This is a genomic window from Micromonospora sp. NPDC018662, assembly GCF_044391475.1.
Taxonomy (GTDB): domain Bacteria; phylum Actinomycetota; class Actinomycetes; order Mycobacteriales; family Micromonosporaceae; genus Micromonospora.
The window spans coordinates 70,440-86,015 of record NZ_JBISAC010000016.1 but is presented as its reverse complement, the minus strand read 5'-3'; the positions used below and the strand labels follow the sequence as shown (position 1 = coordinate 86,015).

Genomic DNA, 15,576 nt, shown 5'->3' with positions numbered 1-15,576 from the left:
CAACACCCCCCGGATCATCCGAACGACAGGGGCAGGAAGTCATACCGGGCCGGGCGACCGAGGGTCCCCGGCTGGGGACGATCAAAAAGGTAACGGGCGGGGGCGTCGGGCGGGTTTGGTGGGCGCGGACGACTGTGCGCCCCGGTCCGGTGGACCGGGGCGCACAGGTCAAGGTGGTGGAGGTGCCGGGAATCGAACCCGGGTCCTTCGCCGGTTTGTCAGGGCTTCTCCGAGCGCAGCTCGCTATGCCTCTACTCGGCCCCACCGCTCACGCGAGCAAGTTGGTGTGACGGGCCCAGTCGCTGATTGATCTCGCCGCACGGACCCCGCGACCGGGTCCGATTGGCCAGCCTTCTAGCTGATGCCGGCTAACTGGGTCGAAGGCGCTCCCAGGCCGACAGACTCACTACTCGCCTCAGGCGGCGAGAGCGAAGTCAGCGCGATTGTTCTTGGCGCTTATTGGTTTCCGACGACCGATTCTCGAGACGACGTCGGCTTCCTCGGCTCGCTTCCCCTGTCGCTGCGTACGAAGTCGAAACCAGTCACCCCCTCGACAGGCCACCGATGTGGTGGCACTGACAAGCCTAACGCCTCCCGCAACGGGTTTCATCCCGAGCCCCGGTCCGGGCGTGCCGAGCCGGACGAACGTGACAAATCAGTCGTCCATGCCCTTGCCGCGCCGGCCCGCCGCCCGCTGGATCTCCCGATCCGCGTCCCGCTTGGCCAGGTCCTGCCGCTTGTCGTAGGACTTCTTGCCCTTGGCCAGGGCGATCTCGACCTTGGCCCAGCCGTCCGAGAAGTAGACCTGCAACGGCACCATGGTCAGGCCGCCCTCCCGGGTCTTGCCGAGCAGCCGGTCGATCTCCAGCCGGTTGAGCAGCAGCTTGCGGGTGCGCCGGGGCTCGTGGTTGGTCCAGGTGCCCTGCGTGTACTCCGGGATGTGCATGCCGTGCAGGTAGAGCTCGCCGTCGCGCTCCTGGGCGAACGCGTCGACGAGCGACGCCCGGCCGGCCCGCAGCGACTTCACCTCGGTGCCGGTCAGCGCCATGCCCGCCTCGTACGTGTCGAGGATGGCGTAGTCGTGCCGCGCCTTCTTGTTGGAGGCGACCACCTTGCGACCCTTTTCCCGTGGCATCGGCGCCACCCCCTTTTCCGCCCGGCTCCCCGGCCGGCGGCCGACGAGCGAAGATCATGCTACCGGAACCACAAGAGCCCTCCCGCGCCGTTTATTCCGGCACGGGAGGGCCCCTCGGAGAGCCGTACGGGTAACTAGACCCGCAGGTAGAAGCGGAGCGTGACCCAGGCGGTGATGGCGCTGACCAGGCCACCGACGGCGGCCATCAGCGGGAAGGTCAGGAAGATCTCGGACCAGGAGATCGGGGTGATCAGGCCCTCCAGGGCCGCCATCGAGCTGCCGGCCGCGAGCGTCTTCACGCCGATCAGCGCGACCAGGCCGAGGATGGAGCCGATCAGGCCGGCCACCACCGCCTCCAGCACGAACGGCGCCTGGATGAACCAGTTGGACGCGCCGACCAGCTTCATGACCGCGACCTCACGCCGCTTGCTGTACGCGGCCACCTGGATGGTGTTCGCGACCAGCAGCAGGGCGGCGGCCGCCATCACGATGGCCAGCGCCAGCGCGCCGTTCTGGATGCCGGTGAGCACGCCGAAGACCTTGTCGAGCAGCTTGCTCTGGTCGACGATCGTGTCGATGCCCTCGGCGGCCTTGTACTGGTCGTAGATCTGCTTGTACTGCTGCGGGTCGTTCAGCGTGAGCCGGAACGACTCCGGCAACTGGTCCGGCTTGACGGCGTTCACCAGGTCCGGCGCGTCGGCGTACATCTGCTGGAAGCGCTTGTACGCCTCGTCCTTGTTGACGTACGTGACGTCCTTGACCAGCGGGTCGGCCTTGAGCTTGGTTTCCAGGTCGGTCCGCTGCTGTTCCTGGACGTCGGTCTTCAGGAAGATCGACACCTGGACGTTCTCGTAGTAGAGATCCTTCATGTCGCCGACCTTCTGGTACAGAAGGCCGCTGCCGCCCAGCATGAACAGCGACACCGCCATGGTGATGATCATGGCGATCGTCATGGTGACGTTGCGCCACAGTCCGACCAGTACCTCGGACAGGACGTACTTCATCCGCATCGGGATATTCCTCCGGCTCTCCGGCGTGAGGTGTTCGTCGTCGGGGTCTTCGGGCCGCCTTGTCGGCTCAGCCGTAGACGCCGCGGGCCTGGTCGCGCACGATGCGGCCGCTCTCGATCTCGATCACCCGGCGCCGCATCTGGTTCACGATGTTGGAGTCGTGCGTGACCATCACGACGGTGGTGCCGGTGCGGTTGATCCGGTCCAGCAGGCGCATGATCTCGATCGACGTGTCCGGGTCCAGGTTTCCGGTCGGCTCGTCGGCCAGCAGGATCAGCGGCCGGTTCACGAACGCCCGGGCCACCGCCACGCGCTGCTGCTCACCACCGGAGAGCTCGTGCGGGTAACGGTGCTCCTTGCCACCGAGACCGACCAGTTCCAGCACCTCCGGTACGACCCGACGGGCGACCGCCTTCGTCTTGCCGATCACCTCCAGCGCGAACGCCACGTTCTCGTACGCGGTGCGGTTCGGCAGCAGCCGGAAGTCCTGGAAGACGCAGCCGATGGAGCGCCGGAAGTGGGGTCGCTTCCAGGAACGCATCGACGTGACGTCCTTGCCGTTGACGACGACGCGGCCCTTGTTGGGCGTGACCTCGTGCAGCAGCAACTTGATGATGGTGGACTTGCCGGAGCCGGATGGACCGATGAAGAAGACGAACTCGCCCTTCTCGATCGAGACGGACACGTTGTCGAGCGAAGGCCGGGACGCCTTCGGGTACGTCTTCGTCACTTGCTCAAGCTGAATCACGGGTCGGTAGTCTACGCGGTGTAACCGCAGAGCCAAGCCCCACGCCCCTCAGATGCGGCGCGCGTCATCGATTTACCGGGTCAGACCGAGATCGATGACGCGCTCCGTCCGAGCGTGATCACGCACCGTCAGTGGCGAGCTGCTGCTGCTTCCGCCAGCGGATCCCCGCCTCGATGAAGCTATCCAGCTCACCGTCGAAGACTGCGGACGGATTGCCCGTCTCCTGCTCGGTACGCAGATCCTTCACCATCTGATAAGGATGCAGGACGTACGACCGCATCTGGTCGCCCCACGAGCCGGCGGCGTCGGTCTTCAGGCCGGCCATCTTGGCCTGCTCCTCCTGCCGCTTGCGCTCCAGCAGCCGGGCCTGGAGCACCCGCAACGCGGAGGCCTTGTTCTGGAGCTGGGACTTCTCGTTCTGGCAGGTGACCACGATGCCGGTCGGGATGTGGGTGATCCGGACCGCCGAGTCGGTGGTGTTGACGCTCTGCCCACCCGGGCCGGACGACCGGTAGACGTCGATCCGCATCTCGTTCTCGGGGATGTCGATGTGGTCGGTCTGCTCCACCACCGGGAGCACCTCGACACCGGCGAAGCTGGTCTGCCGGCGGCCCTGGTTGTCGAACGGGCTGATCCGCACCAGCCGGTGGGTGCCGGACTCCACGCTGAGCGTGCCGAACGCGTACGGCACCCTCACCGTGAAGGTGGCCGACTTCAGGCCCGCCTCCTCGGCGTACGAGGTCTCGTAGACCTCGGTCGGGTAGCCGTGGCGCTCCGCCCAGCGCAGGTACATCCGCAGCAGCATCTCGGCGAAGTCCGCGGCGTCCACGCCGCCGGCCCCGGCCCGGATGGCGACCAGCGCCTCCCGCGAGTCGTACTCGCCGGAGAGCAGCGTGCGGACCTCCATCTCCTGGATGGCCTTGGTCAGCCCGGTGATCTCCGACTCGACCTCGGTCAGCGCGCCCGGGTCGGACTCCGCCTGGGCCAGCTCCAGCAGCACGCCGGCGTCGTCGAGCCGGGAGCGCAGGTCGCCCAGCTTGGTGATCTCGCCGTTGACGTACGACAGCTGCGACGTCACCTGCTGCGCCTTGGCCTGGTCGTCCCACAGGTCGGGCGCGGAGGCCTCCTGCTCCAGGCGGGCCTTCTGCTCGCGCAGCTTGTCGAGGTCGAGCACGGCCTCGATGTTGCGCAGCGTGGCGTCGAGTTCCTTGAGCTGTTCGGCATAATCGGCAGCGGTCACGACAGACAAGACTACTGCCTAGTCCAGCGCGTTCGCCGCAGGTGGTCAGCCGGCCGGCGCGGTCTTCAGCCAGGACAGCGCCGCCCGGTGGTAGGCGACGGCGAACTCCAGCGCGCTGGCGTCGTAGCTGTCCCCCTCCTTCTTCGCGTTCTTGGCCTGCTCCCGCACCGCCGCCAGCGCCTCGGTGTGGTATTCGTTCGCCGAGGCGTACAGGTTCTTGAGCTGGCTCGCCGAGTGCAGGTTGCCGAACGCGATCCGTAGCGCCACCGGGTTACGGATGGTGTCCTTGCCGGGATTCTCCGCCAACCAGCGGGAGAATGTCCGTTTCCCGGCCGCCGTGAGCGCGTACGGCTGGCTCATCCGCGGCCCGGGCTTGCCGAGCCGCACCAGACCCTTCTCGGCCAGCACCGGCAACTCCCGGTAGACCTGGCTGCGGGTCATCGACCAGTACGGCGCCAGCCGGCGCTCGGCAGCGGCCATCAACTGGCCGCCAGTCATCGGGCCGTCGTGCAGCAGGCCGAGCAGGGCCGCCGCCGTCGGGTTGACTCCGGATTCCGCCATGCCCTCTAAGCTGCCACTTTGTCGGCTCTGGCGTCCAGGATTTGCCGTTTTCGCCACTCGTATGCGGTCCAGAGTGCACCGTCGACCGACGACAGTAAGGAGGGGCCCCTTCTTAACAGACGTCTGTTAAGAAGGGGCCCCTCCTTACACCGCCTCAGCCCATGTGCGGGTAGGTGTGGTCGGTCGGCGGGACGAAGGTCTCCTTGATCGTCCGCGGCGACGTCCAGCGGACCAGGTTGTGCCAGGAGCCCGCCTTGTCGTTGGTGCCGCTGGCCCGGGCGCCGCCGAACGGCTGCTGCCCGACCACCGCGCCGGTCGGCTTGTCGTTGATGTAGAAGTTGCCGGCCGCGTACCGCATCTTCTCCGCCACCTGGTCGACCACCCGGCGGTCGTTCGCGAAGATCGACCCGGTCAGCGCGTACGGCGCGATCGACTCGGCCTGGGCGACGACCTCGTCGAACCGGGCGTCGTCGAAGACGTGCACGCCCAGGATCGGGCCGAAGTACTCGGTGGTGAACGTCTCGTGCGCGGCGTCCGAGCACTCGAACAGCGTCGGCCGGACGAAGTAGCCGACCGAGTCGTCGGCGGTGCCGCCGGCCAGCACCCGGCAGCTGTCGTCGCCCTTGATCAGCTCCAACGCGGCGGTGTGCCGGCCGAACGCCCGGTCGTCGATGACCGCGCCGCCGAAGTTGCTGAAGTCGGTCACGTCGCCGTACGTCAGCGCGTCGGCGGAGGCGGCGAGCCGGTCCCGGAGCCCGCCCTCCCACAGCGACCGGGGAACGTACGCCCGCGAGGCGGCCGAGCACTTCTGCCCCTGGTACTCGTAGGCGCCCCGGAGCAGCGCGGTGTGCAGCGCGTCCACGTCGGCGCTGGTGTGCGCCACCACGAAGTCCTTGCCGCCGGTCTCGCCGACCAGGCGCGGGTAGCCCCGGTAGCGGGCGATGTTGTCGCCCACGGTCCGCCAGAGCTGCTGGAAGACCTTGGTGGAGCCGGTGAAGTGGATGCCGGCCAGGTCCGGGTCGGCGAGCACGACGTCGGAGACCTCCTCGCCACGCCCGGTGACCATGTTGATCACGCCGGGCGGCAGGCCGGCCGCCTCGAACAGCCGCATGGTGAAGTGCGCGGCGAACTGCTGGGTCGGGCCCGGCTTCCAGACCACGGTGTTGCCGAGCAGGGCCGGCGCGGACGGCAGGTTGCCGGCGATGGCGGTGAAGTTGAACGGCGTGACCGCGTAGACGAAACCCTCCAGCGGCCGGTGGTCGAAGCGGTTCCACACGCCCGGCGAGGACATCGGCTGCTCGGCCAGGAGCCGGCGGGCGAAGTGGACGTTGAACCGGAGGAAGTCGATCAGCTCGCAGGCCGCGTCGATCTCGGCCTGCACCGCGGTCTTGGACTGGCCGAGCATGGTGGCCGCGTTGAGCGTGTCCCGCCAGGGGCCGGCGAGCAGGTCGGCGGCGCGGAGGAAGATCGCGGCCCGCTCCTCGAACGGCAGCGCCCGCCACATCGGTGCGGCGTCCTTGGCCGCCCTGACGGCGGCGCGCGCGTCGTCGTGGGTGGCGTGCCCGGTGACGCCGAGCACGTGGGCGTGCTTGTGCGGCTGGACCACGTCGATCGACTCGCCGCCGGCCATCCGCTGCTCGCCGGCGATGGTCATCGGCAGCTCGATCCGCTCGGCGGCCAGCTCGGCCAGCCGCCGCTGGAGCCGCTCCCGGTCGGCGCTGCCGGGCTCGTAGGTGTGGACCGGCTCGTTGCGCGGCTCGGGGACGGAGAACACGGCGTCCATCACAGGCTCCTGTGCGATCTCGACGGCGATGGCGAAACCGGACCCGCGGGCACCGGCCGGGCGGCCGGGTGCCGGACACCACGCGGCGGACCGGTCGCGGCGGCGGGACCTGCGCCGATTGTTTCACGCGACGCCCTCGCCGGCCCGGGCTCCCCGGGTGCGGACCGGGAGAACGGACGCCACGTCACTCTTCGGACCATCGGCAGGAAGGCCCCCGCACCCGAAGAAACGTCAGAATCGACGACGCCGGTTCGACGATTCGTCGGCGCCTTGCCTGGTCACCCGCCCCGTCGGGCGGGGTGCCGGTCCGCGCCCGCCGGCGCCCGGACGTCCGGGTGTCGGTCAGGGCCGGCGCTCGCCGAGCGGGCGTCGCGGGACGCGTACGCTGGATGGCCGGTGACCTGCCCGGCACGCGCGGGGAGATCCGGCGTCCGTCGAGAGGGAGACGATGAGCAACCAGCCCGGCAGCGCCACGGCCGCCGAACCGGACCGACCCGGGGCCGACGCGCCGCCCGCCGCCGACCGGGCCGTGGACGAGGCCGCCCCGGCAGCCGGACGACCGGGGTACGCGCCGGGCGCGCTGCCCCTGGCCCTGCTGTCGCTCGCCTGGCTGGCGGCCATGCTCTGGTCCACCCGGGAGGCGATCACCTCGACCGCGGCCGGGGTCACCGCGATCAGCCTCTCCGCGTACGCGCTCCCCGGCGTGATCACCGCGGCGCTGGTCACCGGCGCCACCGTCGCCCTGGCGGCCACGAACCGGCTGGGCCGCGCCTCGCTGCGCTTCCTGGCCACCGTCGGCACCGGCCTGCTGGTCGGGCTCGCCGCCGCGGTGGCGATCAACCTGACGTACGCCGACAACGCCACCACCAACACCATCGCCGGCACCACTGCCGCCGCCGCCATCATCGGCGGGGCGACGGCCGGCGCCCGCCAGGCACGGGTGGTGGCCGGTCTCGCCGCCGCCACGCTCGCCGCGCAGATCTTCGTGGTGCTGTTCAGCCGCGCCCGGGACCCGCTCTCCGACCTGTTCGGCGCCGGGGAGACGCAGCAGTCGGTGCTGGACGCCGCCAAGTGGGTGTCCCGGACGGAGTCGCTGCTCGCCGGGCTGGTCGCCGGCCTGGTGGCGTACCTCTACCTCACCTGGTCCCGCCGGCGCGCGGAGCGCCGGGACGGCGGCGCGTCGTCGCTGCGCTGGCCGGCGTACCTGGTGGCCGGCGCCGGCGCCGGGCTGCTCCTGCTGCTCACCGAGGTGATCATACGGATCGGCGGGCGCGGGCTGCTGGACCTGGCCGCCGCGCTCAGCGAGGCCGACCAGGTGGCGCAGACCGCGCTCGGCACCTCCCGGGTGGACAACGCCATCTGGGTGCTCTTCGTGGGCGCGCTCACCACACTCATCGCCTTCGGGCGCACGCTCGGGCCGCGCCCCGTCGCCGACGACGACGAGGACGAGCCCGCGGTCTGAGCCGACCGCCTCAGCCGGCGTCGCGCAGCAGCAGGTCCAGCTCCGTCACGTCGTACCACTCCAGCTCGTGGTCCTCGGCGCCGTCGACGGTGAACTGGGCGTCGGGGTCGCCGGCCTGCGCCTCCGCCACCACGTCGACGGCCGCGGCCACGTCCCCGGCCGCGTCCGCGCCGTCCACGTGGATCGCGGCGACGGACTTCACCGGCACCGGCCCGGCCGGCCGGACCGCGCTGGAGCCCAGCTCGCCGCCGACCCGGTCGACCGCGCGGGCCGGCAGGTCGGCCGAGACCACCACCCGCCGCCGGGGGGCGCCGGGATCGGCCCGCAGCAGGAGCAGGGCGTCCTGGGCGGCCCGGGTGAAGGCCACGTACTCCAGCTCCTCCTCGTCGCCCTCGGCGTACCACTCGCGCAGCTCCGGGGTGACCGCGTGCGCCGCCTCGGCGGCCAGGCCCTCGTCCCGCAGCCGGGCCAGCATCGGGACGGTCGCCGGCAGGTACACCCGGACAAGCTCGTCGGTCACCGCACTTCTCCCCGCACTCTCCGCCGCTCGCCGGCGGGTGCCGGCTCCGGGCGCCGATCATGCCGTACGCCGAGACCGTCATACACCCGGCACCGGCCCCGGGGAAGCGTTCCGCCGGTGTGTCCGTCGAAGCGGGCTCGGACGGTGTCGGCGGCTGATGGCAAACTGAGGCAAACGAAGTCAACCCCGGGAGTCACCGTGGAGTCGAGGTTCCTGCTGCTGTCCGACGTCGCCGCCGAGCTGAACGTCTCGGACTCGCAGGTCTACCACATGGTCCGCAGCGGTGAGCTGCCCGCCATCAAGATCGGCGGCCGGGGTCAGTGGCGGGTGGAGCGGACGCGGCTGGAGGAGTACATCGAGCGCAAGTACGCCGAGACCGCCGAGTGGGTACGCGGCAACCCACTGGGCGAGCGCGACCCGGAGTGACCTGCCGCTGACCGTCAGCCATTGACGCGTGTGGTCCTCGTACCCGAAAATGGCGACTGTCGAAGGCAAACGAAGGCAAACGCAAGGATTCGAGGGCTGACATGGTTGACACCCGCCGTCCCCGGGCACCGCGTCCACCGGTCCGCCTCCGGCCCGCCCCGCCGCTCGACCCGCCCTGCACGGACGAGGAGGCGGTCTGGAGCCACGTCGGGCAGCTCGCACTCGACCTGGTCGACAGGGGTCGCCGCGATCCCGGGCGCCCCGCCGGCCGGGCTCCGGACCGCGCTCCCGGTTGGCCACGCTGGTCCGCCTCCGGCACGGCCCGCACCGCCCCGGGCGAGGTTGGCGCGCTCCGCGACGCGACCTCGGGCGGGGCCGGCCCGCACTGCGACGCGACCTCGGGCGAGGGCAGCGCGCTCCGCGACGCCGGCGTGAGCGGGGACGGCGACGGGCGGCCGGCCGCCGGGCCACCGTCCGCCCTCGCCACCGCCACCGCCACGCCCGAGGCCGCGCGGGCCGCCCACCGGTTCGTGCGCACGTTCCTGGAGATCGTCAACGGCTTCCGGCCGCCCGGGCAGCTCCGGCCGCTCTGCCTGCCCGAGGCCGCAGCCCAGGTGTCGGCCGAGCTGACCCGGGCGGCCCGCCGAGTGACCCCGGTCCGCCGCCGCAGCGCCCGGCCGGCCCTGCTCCTGCGCCGGCTGCGCGTCTGTGAGCCCCGGGCCGGCGCAGTCGAGGCCACCGCCGTGTTCGCCGGTGTGGGCGGCACCAGTTGGGCCATCGCCGTGCGCCTGGAGCGCCGCCGCGGCAACTGGTTCTGCCTCGTCCTGGACGTGCTCTGACCCGGCGGGCGGCACCCCGCCTCCGACGCCGTGATCATGAGGTTGACGGCAGTGTCGATCTCCATTGATGCCGTCAACCTCATGATCACCCACCCACTCCCGCACCTCGCCCCCGATGGGAGCCTCCTCAGGGTTGATCAAGGAATTTGCGTCTGAGTCGATCTCCGCGACGACGCGAACTCCTTGATCAACGCGGCGACCGGCGACACGGTGCCCCACGACCGCGGGCCTCACGAGCAACCGTGTGGAGCGTCTCCCCCAGCGGGTCGCTCGACAGTCGGGCCATGACACACCCATGGCCGCCTGGCCGGCCCGACGATCATGAAGTTGGCCGCGTCGGAAAGCGCCTCCGAGCCCTCAACATCGCGGAGCCCTTGACGACCCCACGCACAGATCGACGCGCGCGCACCAGCGCGCACGGGAGCCCCGGACGGGTTGGGACGCCGACGGGCCCCGGCCGGTGGCCGGGGCCCGTCGGGCTACGCGCTGGCGGTCAGTTGCCGCCGTTGGGCGAGCCGTGGCACCGCTTGTACTTCCGGCCGGAGCCGCACGGGCAGGGCGCGTTCCGGGACGGGCCCTCGCCGCCGTCGACCTGGGAGGACGCGGAACGCCGGGCGGCACTGCTCGCGGCGGCCGCCTGGCCGCTCGCCCCGGCCGGGGTCCGGCGCGGCGTCGAAGCGGCCGGACGCTCCGGCGCGGGCTGGCCGATGCCCAGGGCCGGCGCCTGCTGCTCGACCCGCTCGATCACCGGGGCGCCGCGACCGGCCTCGCCGTCGACGGCGGGCGCGGAGTATTGCAGGCCCTGCTGCTGCGGGGTGCGGTTGAGACCCTTGGCCTTGATCTCCACCGGCTTCTCCAGCAGCTGCACCTCCTCGGCCTCCGGCTCGGCCTCCTCGACCTGCACGTCGAGGTTGTAGAGGAAGCCGACCGTCTCCTCCTTGATGCCGTCCATCATGGTGGCGAACATGTCGAAGCCCTCGCGCTGGTACTCGATGACCGGGTCGCGCTGGGCGTACGCCCGCAGGCTGATGCCCTCCTGGAGGTAGTCCATCTCGTAGAGGTGCTCGCGCCACTTGCGGTCGATCACCTGGAGCAGGACCATCCGCTCCAACTGGCGCACCGCCTCCTCGCCGAGGGTCTCCTCGCGCCGGTCGTACGCGGCGTGCGCGTCCTCCTTGAGGCGGGCGAGCAGGAAGTCCTGGTCGAGACCGGCCCGGGAGCCGACCTCCTCCTCCAGCTCCTCGACCGTGACGCCGACCGGGTAGAGCTGCTTCAGGCTGGACCAGAGCTGGTCGAGATCCCAGTCCTCCGCGTAGCCGTCGCTGGTCGCGCCCACCACGTACGCGCCGACCGTGTCGTCGATCATGTTGCGGACCTGGTCGGACAGGTCCTCGCCGTTGAGCACCCGGAGGCGCTCGGCGTAGACCACCTGGCGCTGCTTGTTGAGCACCTCGTCGTACTTCAGGACGTTCTTGCGGATCTCGGCGTTCTGGCCCTCGATCTGGGCCTGGGCGCTCTTGATCTGGCGGGTGACCATCTTCGACTCGATGGGCACGTCCTCCGGGATGTTGAAGCGGTCCATCACGGCCTCGACCGCGCCCGCCCGGAAGCGCTTCATCAGCTCGTCCTGAAGGGACAGGTAGAAGCGGGACTCACCCGGGTCACCCTGCCGCCCGGCGCGACCACGGAGCTGGTTGTCGATCCGGCGGGACTCGTGCCGCTCGGTGCCCAGCACGTAGAGCCCGCCGGCGGCGGCCACCTCCTCCGCCTCGGCGTCGCAGGCCTGCTTCCAGGTCGGGAGGATCTCCTCCATCGCCTTGGCGTACTCCTCCGGCTGCTCGACCGGGTCGAGGCCGCGCTGGCGGAGGTCGTTGGCGGCGAGGAACTCGGGGTTGCCGCCGAGCAGGATGTCGGTGCCCCGGCCGGCCATGTTGGTGGCGACCGTGACCGCGCCCTTGCGCCCCGCCTGGGCGACGATCTCCGCCTCCTTGGCGTGGAACTTCGCGTTCAACACCGAGTGCGGGATGCCGCGGCGGCGCAGCATGTGCGACAGGATCTCGGAGTTCTCCACCGAGACGGTGCCGACCAGCACCGGCTGGCCCTGCTCGTGCCGCTCGGCGATGTCCTCCACCACGGCGTTGAACTTGGCCTTCTCGGTCTTGTAGATGACGTCGGGCTTGTCCATCCGGACCATCGGCCGGTGCGTCGGGATGGTCACGACGCCGACCTTGTAGACCTTGTTGAACTCGCCCGCCTCGGTCTGCGCGGTGCCGGTCATGCCGGACAGCTTCTCGTAGAGGCGGAAGTAGTTCTGGAGGGTGATGGTGGCCAGGGTCTGGTTCTCCTGCTTGATCTCCACCCCCTCCTTGGCCTCGATCGCCTGGTGCATGCCCTCGTTGTAGCGGCGGCCGTGCAGGATGCGGCCGGTGAACTCGTCGACGATCAGGACCTCGCCGTCGCTGACGATGTAGTCCTTGTCGCGCTTGTAGAGCTCCTTGGCCTTGATGGCGTTGTTCAGGTAGCCGACCAGCGGCGTGTTGACCGACTCGTAGAGGTTGTCGATGCCGAGCCGGTCCTCGACCCGGGCCACCCCGCGCTCGCTGACCGCGATGGTGCGCTTGGCGTGGTCGACCTCGTAGTCGCCCTCGCCGTCGGTGCCGGGCTGGAGCCGGGCCACCACGCCGGCGAACTCCTGGTACCACCGGGCGGAGTGCTCGGCCGGCCCGGAGATGATCAGCGGGGTGCGCGCCTCGTCGATGAGGATCGAGTCGACCTCGTCGACCACCGCGAAGAAGTGGCCGCGCTGGACCAGCTCCTCCTTCGACCAGGCCATGTTGTCGCGCAGGTAGTCGAAGCCGAACTCGTTGTTGGTGCCGTAGGTGATGTCGCACTCGTAGGCCGCGCGGTGCTCGGTGGCGGGCCGGTTGGGCAGCACCACGCCGACGGTGAGCCCGAGGAACTCGTGCACCCGGCCCATCCACGCGGCGTCGCGCTCGGCCAGGTAGTCGTTCACCGTGATCACGTGCACGCCCTTGCCGGCGAGCGCGTTCAGGTAGACCGGCATGACCGAGGTCAGCGTCTTGCCCTCACCGGTCTTCATCTCGGCGATGTTGCCGAAGTGCAGCGCCGCGCCGCCCATCACCTGGACGTCGTAGGGCCGCTGGCCGAGCACCCGGGAGGCGGCCTCACGGCACACCGCGAACGCCTCGGGCAACAGGTCGTCGAGGGTCTCGCCGTCGGCGAGCCGCTCCTTGAACTGGTCGGTCATGCCGCGCAGCTCGTCGTCGCCGAGGTTGACGTAGTCGTCCTCGATCGAGTTGACGGCGGCCGCGATGGCCTTCAGCCGACGCACCATGCGGCCCTCGCCGGCGCGAAGGACCTTTTCCAGAATCGACACGGATCAACGCTCCCCTAGACGGTCTCGCACCATCGTAGGCGCTCCGACGCGGCGATGGTCACTGGTGGCGGCGGTCCGGACCCAGGAACCCGACATAACGCCGCGGGCACGCGGGCGCCGACCGCTAATCGGGTTACGCCGTCCGCGAACGATCCGGCACCATGGCTCGGATGGAGCCTGTGGAGATCATCGAGGACGGGCTGTTGCTGCGCCCCTGGCGGGCGGCGGACGCCGACGCGGTGCACCGCGCCTGCCAGGACCCGGACATCCAGCGCTGGACCACCGTACCCCGCCCGTACCGGCCCGAACACGCCCTCGCGTTCGTGACCACGGTCAGCGCGACGGCCTGGGCGGCGGGCACCGGCGCGCCGTTCGCGGTCTGCGACGCCGACAGCGGCGAGCTGCTCGCCTCGTGCGGCCTGGTCTCCGTCGACCGCGTGCTCGACTCGGCCGAGGTCGGCTACTGGACCGCGCCGTGGGCGCGGGGCCGGGGCGTGGCGGTCCGCGCCGTCCGCGCGGTCGCCCGCTGGGCGTTCGACGCGCTCGACCTGCGCCGGCTGACCTGGCAGGCCGAGATCGGCAACCACGCGTCCCGGCTGGTCGCGCTGCGGGCCGGATTCCGGGTCGAGGGAGAGTTGCGGCTGGCCCACCCGGCCGACGGGGGCCGGCCGGAGGCGTGGATCGGCTCCCTGCTCCCGACCGAGCTGGCCGCGCCGGGCGATCCGGTCCCGTACGGTCCGACCACGCTCCAGGCCCGTCGGGCGGCGGTCTTCGGCCGGCCGCAGCCCGACCTGTTCGCCACCGCCGGCGACACCGAGCTGCGGTTGCGCGCGCTGGAGGAGAAGGACCTGGCCGAGGTCACCCGCACCTGCCAGGACGAGGAGACGGTGCGCTGGACCACGGTCCCGCACCCGTACCGGCCGGAGCACGCCGAGGGTTACCTGCGGGACCTGGTGCGGCCGGCCTGGGCCCGGGGCACCGCCGCGATGTTCGCGGTGGCCGACCCGGAGGACCGCTACGTCGCCTCGATCGACCTGCGCATCCTTCCCGCCGACCCGCTGGTCGCCGACGTCGGCTTCATGACCGCGCCGCAGGCCCGGGGCCGCGGCTACCTGCCGGCGGCGCTCGCCGCACTCTGCGCCTGGGGCTTCACCACGCTCGGCCTGGCCCGCGTCGAGTGGCGCGCGAACGTGGGCAACACCGCGTCCCGGCGGGCCGCCGAGAAGGCCGGCTTCACCGTCGAGGGCACGCTCCGCGGCGGCGTCCAGCACCGGGGCGAACGACAGGACGTGTGGGTGGGCGGCCTGCTGCCGGAGGACCTGGTGTGACCCCGGAACGGATCGAGGGGTACGGAATCCGGCTGCGCCCGTGCGGCCCGGCCGACGTGCCCGGGATGGTGGCCGGATGCGCCGACCCGGAGACCCGCCGGTTCCTGCCGCTCCTGCCAGACCCGTACGACGCGGACAGCGCGCGGTGGTGGATCACCGAGGGCGCGCCGGCCGCCTGGGCGGCGGGCGGGTCCGCGTACACGATCGCCGACCCGGCCACCGACCGACTGCTCGGCAGCATCGGTCTGACCCGGCTCAGCGCGGAGCGGGCGACCTACGAGATCGGCTACTGGGTGGGGCCGTCGGCGCGTGGCCGGGGCGTGGCGACGGCCGCCACCCGACTGCTGGGCGAGCGAGCCTTCGCCGTCGGCGCGGCCCGGCTGGAGCTGCTCACGCACGAGGCGAACGTGCCGAGCCAGCGCACGGCGCTGGCCTGCGGTTACCGGCGTGAGGGGGTACGCCGGGCGGCGGGCGCCGCGCGCGACGGCGTACGCCCGGATCTGGTCGCCTGGGTGCGGCTGGCCGACGACCCGCCCGGGCCGACCGCCCGCCTGCTGCCGGACCTGCCCGACGGCCGGCTGACCGACGGCGTCGTGACGCTGCGCCGCGTGGAACCGGCGGACACGGACGCGCTGCACCGGATGCACACCCTGCCGGAGGTGGTGGCGAACCGGGTGCCGCCGGTGGCGCCGGAACGGGCGACGGTCGCGCGCCGGTGCCGGCTGGCGGCGAGCCGCTGGCTGGCCGGCGAGGCCGCCGACCTGGCGATCCTCGACGCGGCCACCGGCGCGCTGGTCGGCGGCTGCGCGCTGGTCTCCGACGAGCCGGCCACCGGGCAGGCCATGCTCGGCTACAGCCTGCTGCCCGAGGCCCGCGGTCGGGGGCTGGCCAGTCGGACGGTCCGGCTCGTCGCCGGCTGGGCCTTCGAGGTCGGGGTGGCCCGCCTCTGGGCCGGCACCCGGCCGGAGAACGTCGCCTCCCAGCGGGTGCTGGAGCGGGCCGGCTTCCGGCGGGAGGGGCTGCTGCGCGGCCGGCTGCCCGGCCCGGACGGCGTCCGGGTCGACTCGGTGGTCTACGGCCGGCTGGCCACGGACGAGCACTGAGGCGGGCCCCCGCGAGGCGCACGG

Annotated in this window: 13 protein-coding genes and 1 other RNA gene; 5 read left to right on the top strand and 9 right to left on the bottom strand. The window is 71.6% G+C overall.

The features are described from left to right. Positions 1 to 174: 174 nt before the first annotated feature. The 7 genes from ssrA to pruA all read right to left on the bottom strand — a co-directional run bounded on the left by ssrA (position 175) and on the right by pruA (position 6,477). Positions 175 to 550: a transfer-messenger RNA gene (gene ssrA, locus ACH495_RS30190) on the bottom strand. A 105-nt stretch (positions 551 to 655) separates the two neighbouring features. Continuing rightward, positions 656 to 1,135 carry an SsrA-binding protein SmpB gene (gene smpB / locus ACH495_RS30185; RefSeq protein ID WP_343443340.1) on the bottom strand — a complete coding sequence of 160 codons (480 nt, stop codon included), beginning with the start codon at positions 1,133 to 1,135 and terminating at the stop codon, positions 656 to 658. A 134-nt stretch (positions 1,136 to 1,269) separates the two neighbouring features. After that, the gene (gene ftsX / locus ACH495_RS30180) at positions 1,270 to 2,145 is read right to left on the bottom strand and encodes a permease-like cell division protein FtsX (protein WP_396861101.1); all 876 of its coding nucleotides are present in this window, start codon (positions 2,143 to 2,145) and stop codon (positions 1,270 to 1,272) included. 67 nt (positions 2,146 to 2,212) lie between these two features. Further along, the gene (ftsE, locus tag ACH495_RS30175) at positions 2,213 to 2,893 is read right to left on the bottom strand and encodes a cell division ATP-binding protein FtsE (RefSeq protein ID WP_013284225.1); all 681 of its coding nucleotides are present in this window, start codon (positions 2,891 to 2,893) and stop codon (positions 2,213 to 2,215) included. Between the two features lie 118 nt (positions 2,894 to 3,011). Further along, the gene (prfB, locus tag ACH495_RS30170; RefSeq protein ID WP_396861100.1) at positions 3,012 to 4,133 is read right to left on the bottom strand and encodes a peptide chain release factor 2; all 1,122 of its coding nucleotides are present in this window, start codon (positions 4,131 to 4,133) and stop codon (positions 3,012 to 3,014) included. 45 nt (positions 4,134 to 4,178) lie between these two features. Beyond that, positions 4,179 to 4,694 (bottom strand): PadR family transcriptional regulator, encoded by a 516-nt coding sequence (locus tag ACH495_RS30165; protein WP_396861099.1) that lies wholly within the window; start codon positions 4,692 to 4,694, stop codon positions 4,179 to 4,181. A 154-nt stretch (positions 4,695 to 4,848) separates the two neighbouring features. Continuing rightward, a complete protein-coding gene (gene pruA / locus ACH495_RS30160; RefSeq protein ID WP_396861098.1) occupies positions 4,849 to 6,477 on the bottom strand; it encodes an L-glutamate gamma-semialdehyde dehydrogenase in 1,629 nt (542 codons plus the stop codon). 448 nt (positions 6,478 to 6,925) lie between these two features. Here pruA and ACH495_RS30155 point away from each other — a divergent pair, with 448 nt between their 5' ends. Continuing rightward, the gene (locus tag ACH495_RS30155) at positions 6,926 to 7,939 is read left to right on the top strand and encodes a hypothetical protein (protein WP_396861097.1); all 1,014 of its coding nucleotides are present in this window, start codon (positions 6,926 to 6,928) and stop codon (positions 7,937 to 7,939) included. 10 nt (positions 7,940 to 7,949) lie between these two features. On the opposite strand, the gene ACH495_RS30150 is transcribed toward ACH495_RS30155, so the two are convergent. Continuing rightward, positions 7,950 to 8,459 carry a DUF6912 family protein gene (locus ACH495_RS30150; protein WP_396861096.1) on the bottom strand — a complete coding sequence of 170 codons (510 nt, stop codon included), beginning with the start codon at positions 8,457 to 8,459 and terminating at the stop codon, positions 7,950 to 7,952. 198 nt (positions 8,460 to 8,657) lie between these two features. Here ACH495_RS30150 and ACH495_RS30145 point away from each other — a divergent pair, with 198 nt between their 5' ends. Continuing rightward, the gene (locus tag ACH495_RS30145) at positions 8,658 to 8,885 is read left to right on the top strand and encodes a helix-turn-helix domain-containing protein (RefSeq protein ID WP_396861095.1); all 228 of its coding nucleotides are present in this window, start codon (positions 8,658 to 8,660) and stop codon (positions 8,883 to 8,885) included. A 101-nt stretch (positions 8,886 to 8,986) separates the two neighbouring features. Further along, a complete protein-coding gene (locus ACH495_RS30140; RefSeq protein ID WP_396861094.1) occupies positions 8,987 to 9,724 on the top strand; it encodes an Rv3235 family protein in 738 nt (245 codons plus the stop codon). 493 nt (positions 9,725 to 10,217) lie between these two features. Here ACH495_RS30140 and secA read toward each other — a convergent pair whose 3' ends face one another. Beyond that, positions 10,218 to 13,121, bottom strand: a complete 2,904-nt coding sequence (gene secA / locus ACH495_RS30135; protein ID WP_396861093.1) for a preprotein translocase subunit SecA — start codon at positions 13,119 to 13,121, stop codon at positions 10,218 to 10,220. Positions 13,122 to 13,291: 170 nt separating this feature from the next. Between secA and ACH495_RS30130 the strand changes: the two genes are divergently transcribed. Beyond that, positions 13,292 to 14,449: a GNAT family N-acetyltransferase gene (locus ACH495_RS30130; RefSeq protein WP_396861092.1), complete on the top strand. Its 1,158-nt coding sequence runs from the start codon at positions 13,292 to 13,294 to the stop codon at positions 14,447 to 14,449. Then, on the top strand, positions 14,446 to 15,552 hold the full coding sequence (locus ACH495_RS30125; protein ID WP_396861091.1) for a GNAT family N-acetyltransferase: 1,107 nt from the start codon (positions 14,446 to 14,448) through the stop codon (positions 15,550 to 15,552). Before ACH495_RS30130 ends, ACH495_RS30125 begins: the two co-directional genes overlap by 4 nt. Positions 15,553 to 15,576 lie beyond the last annotated feature (24 nt).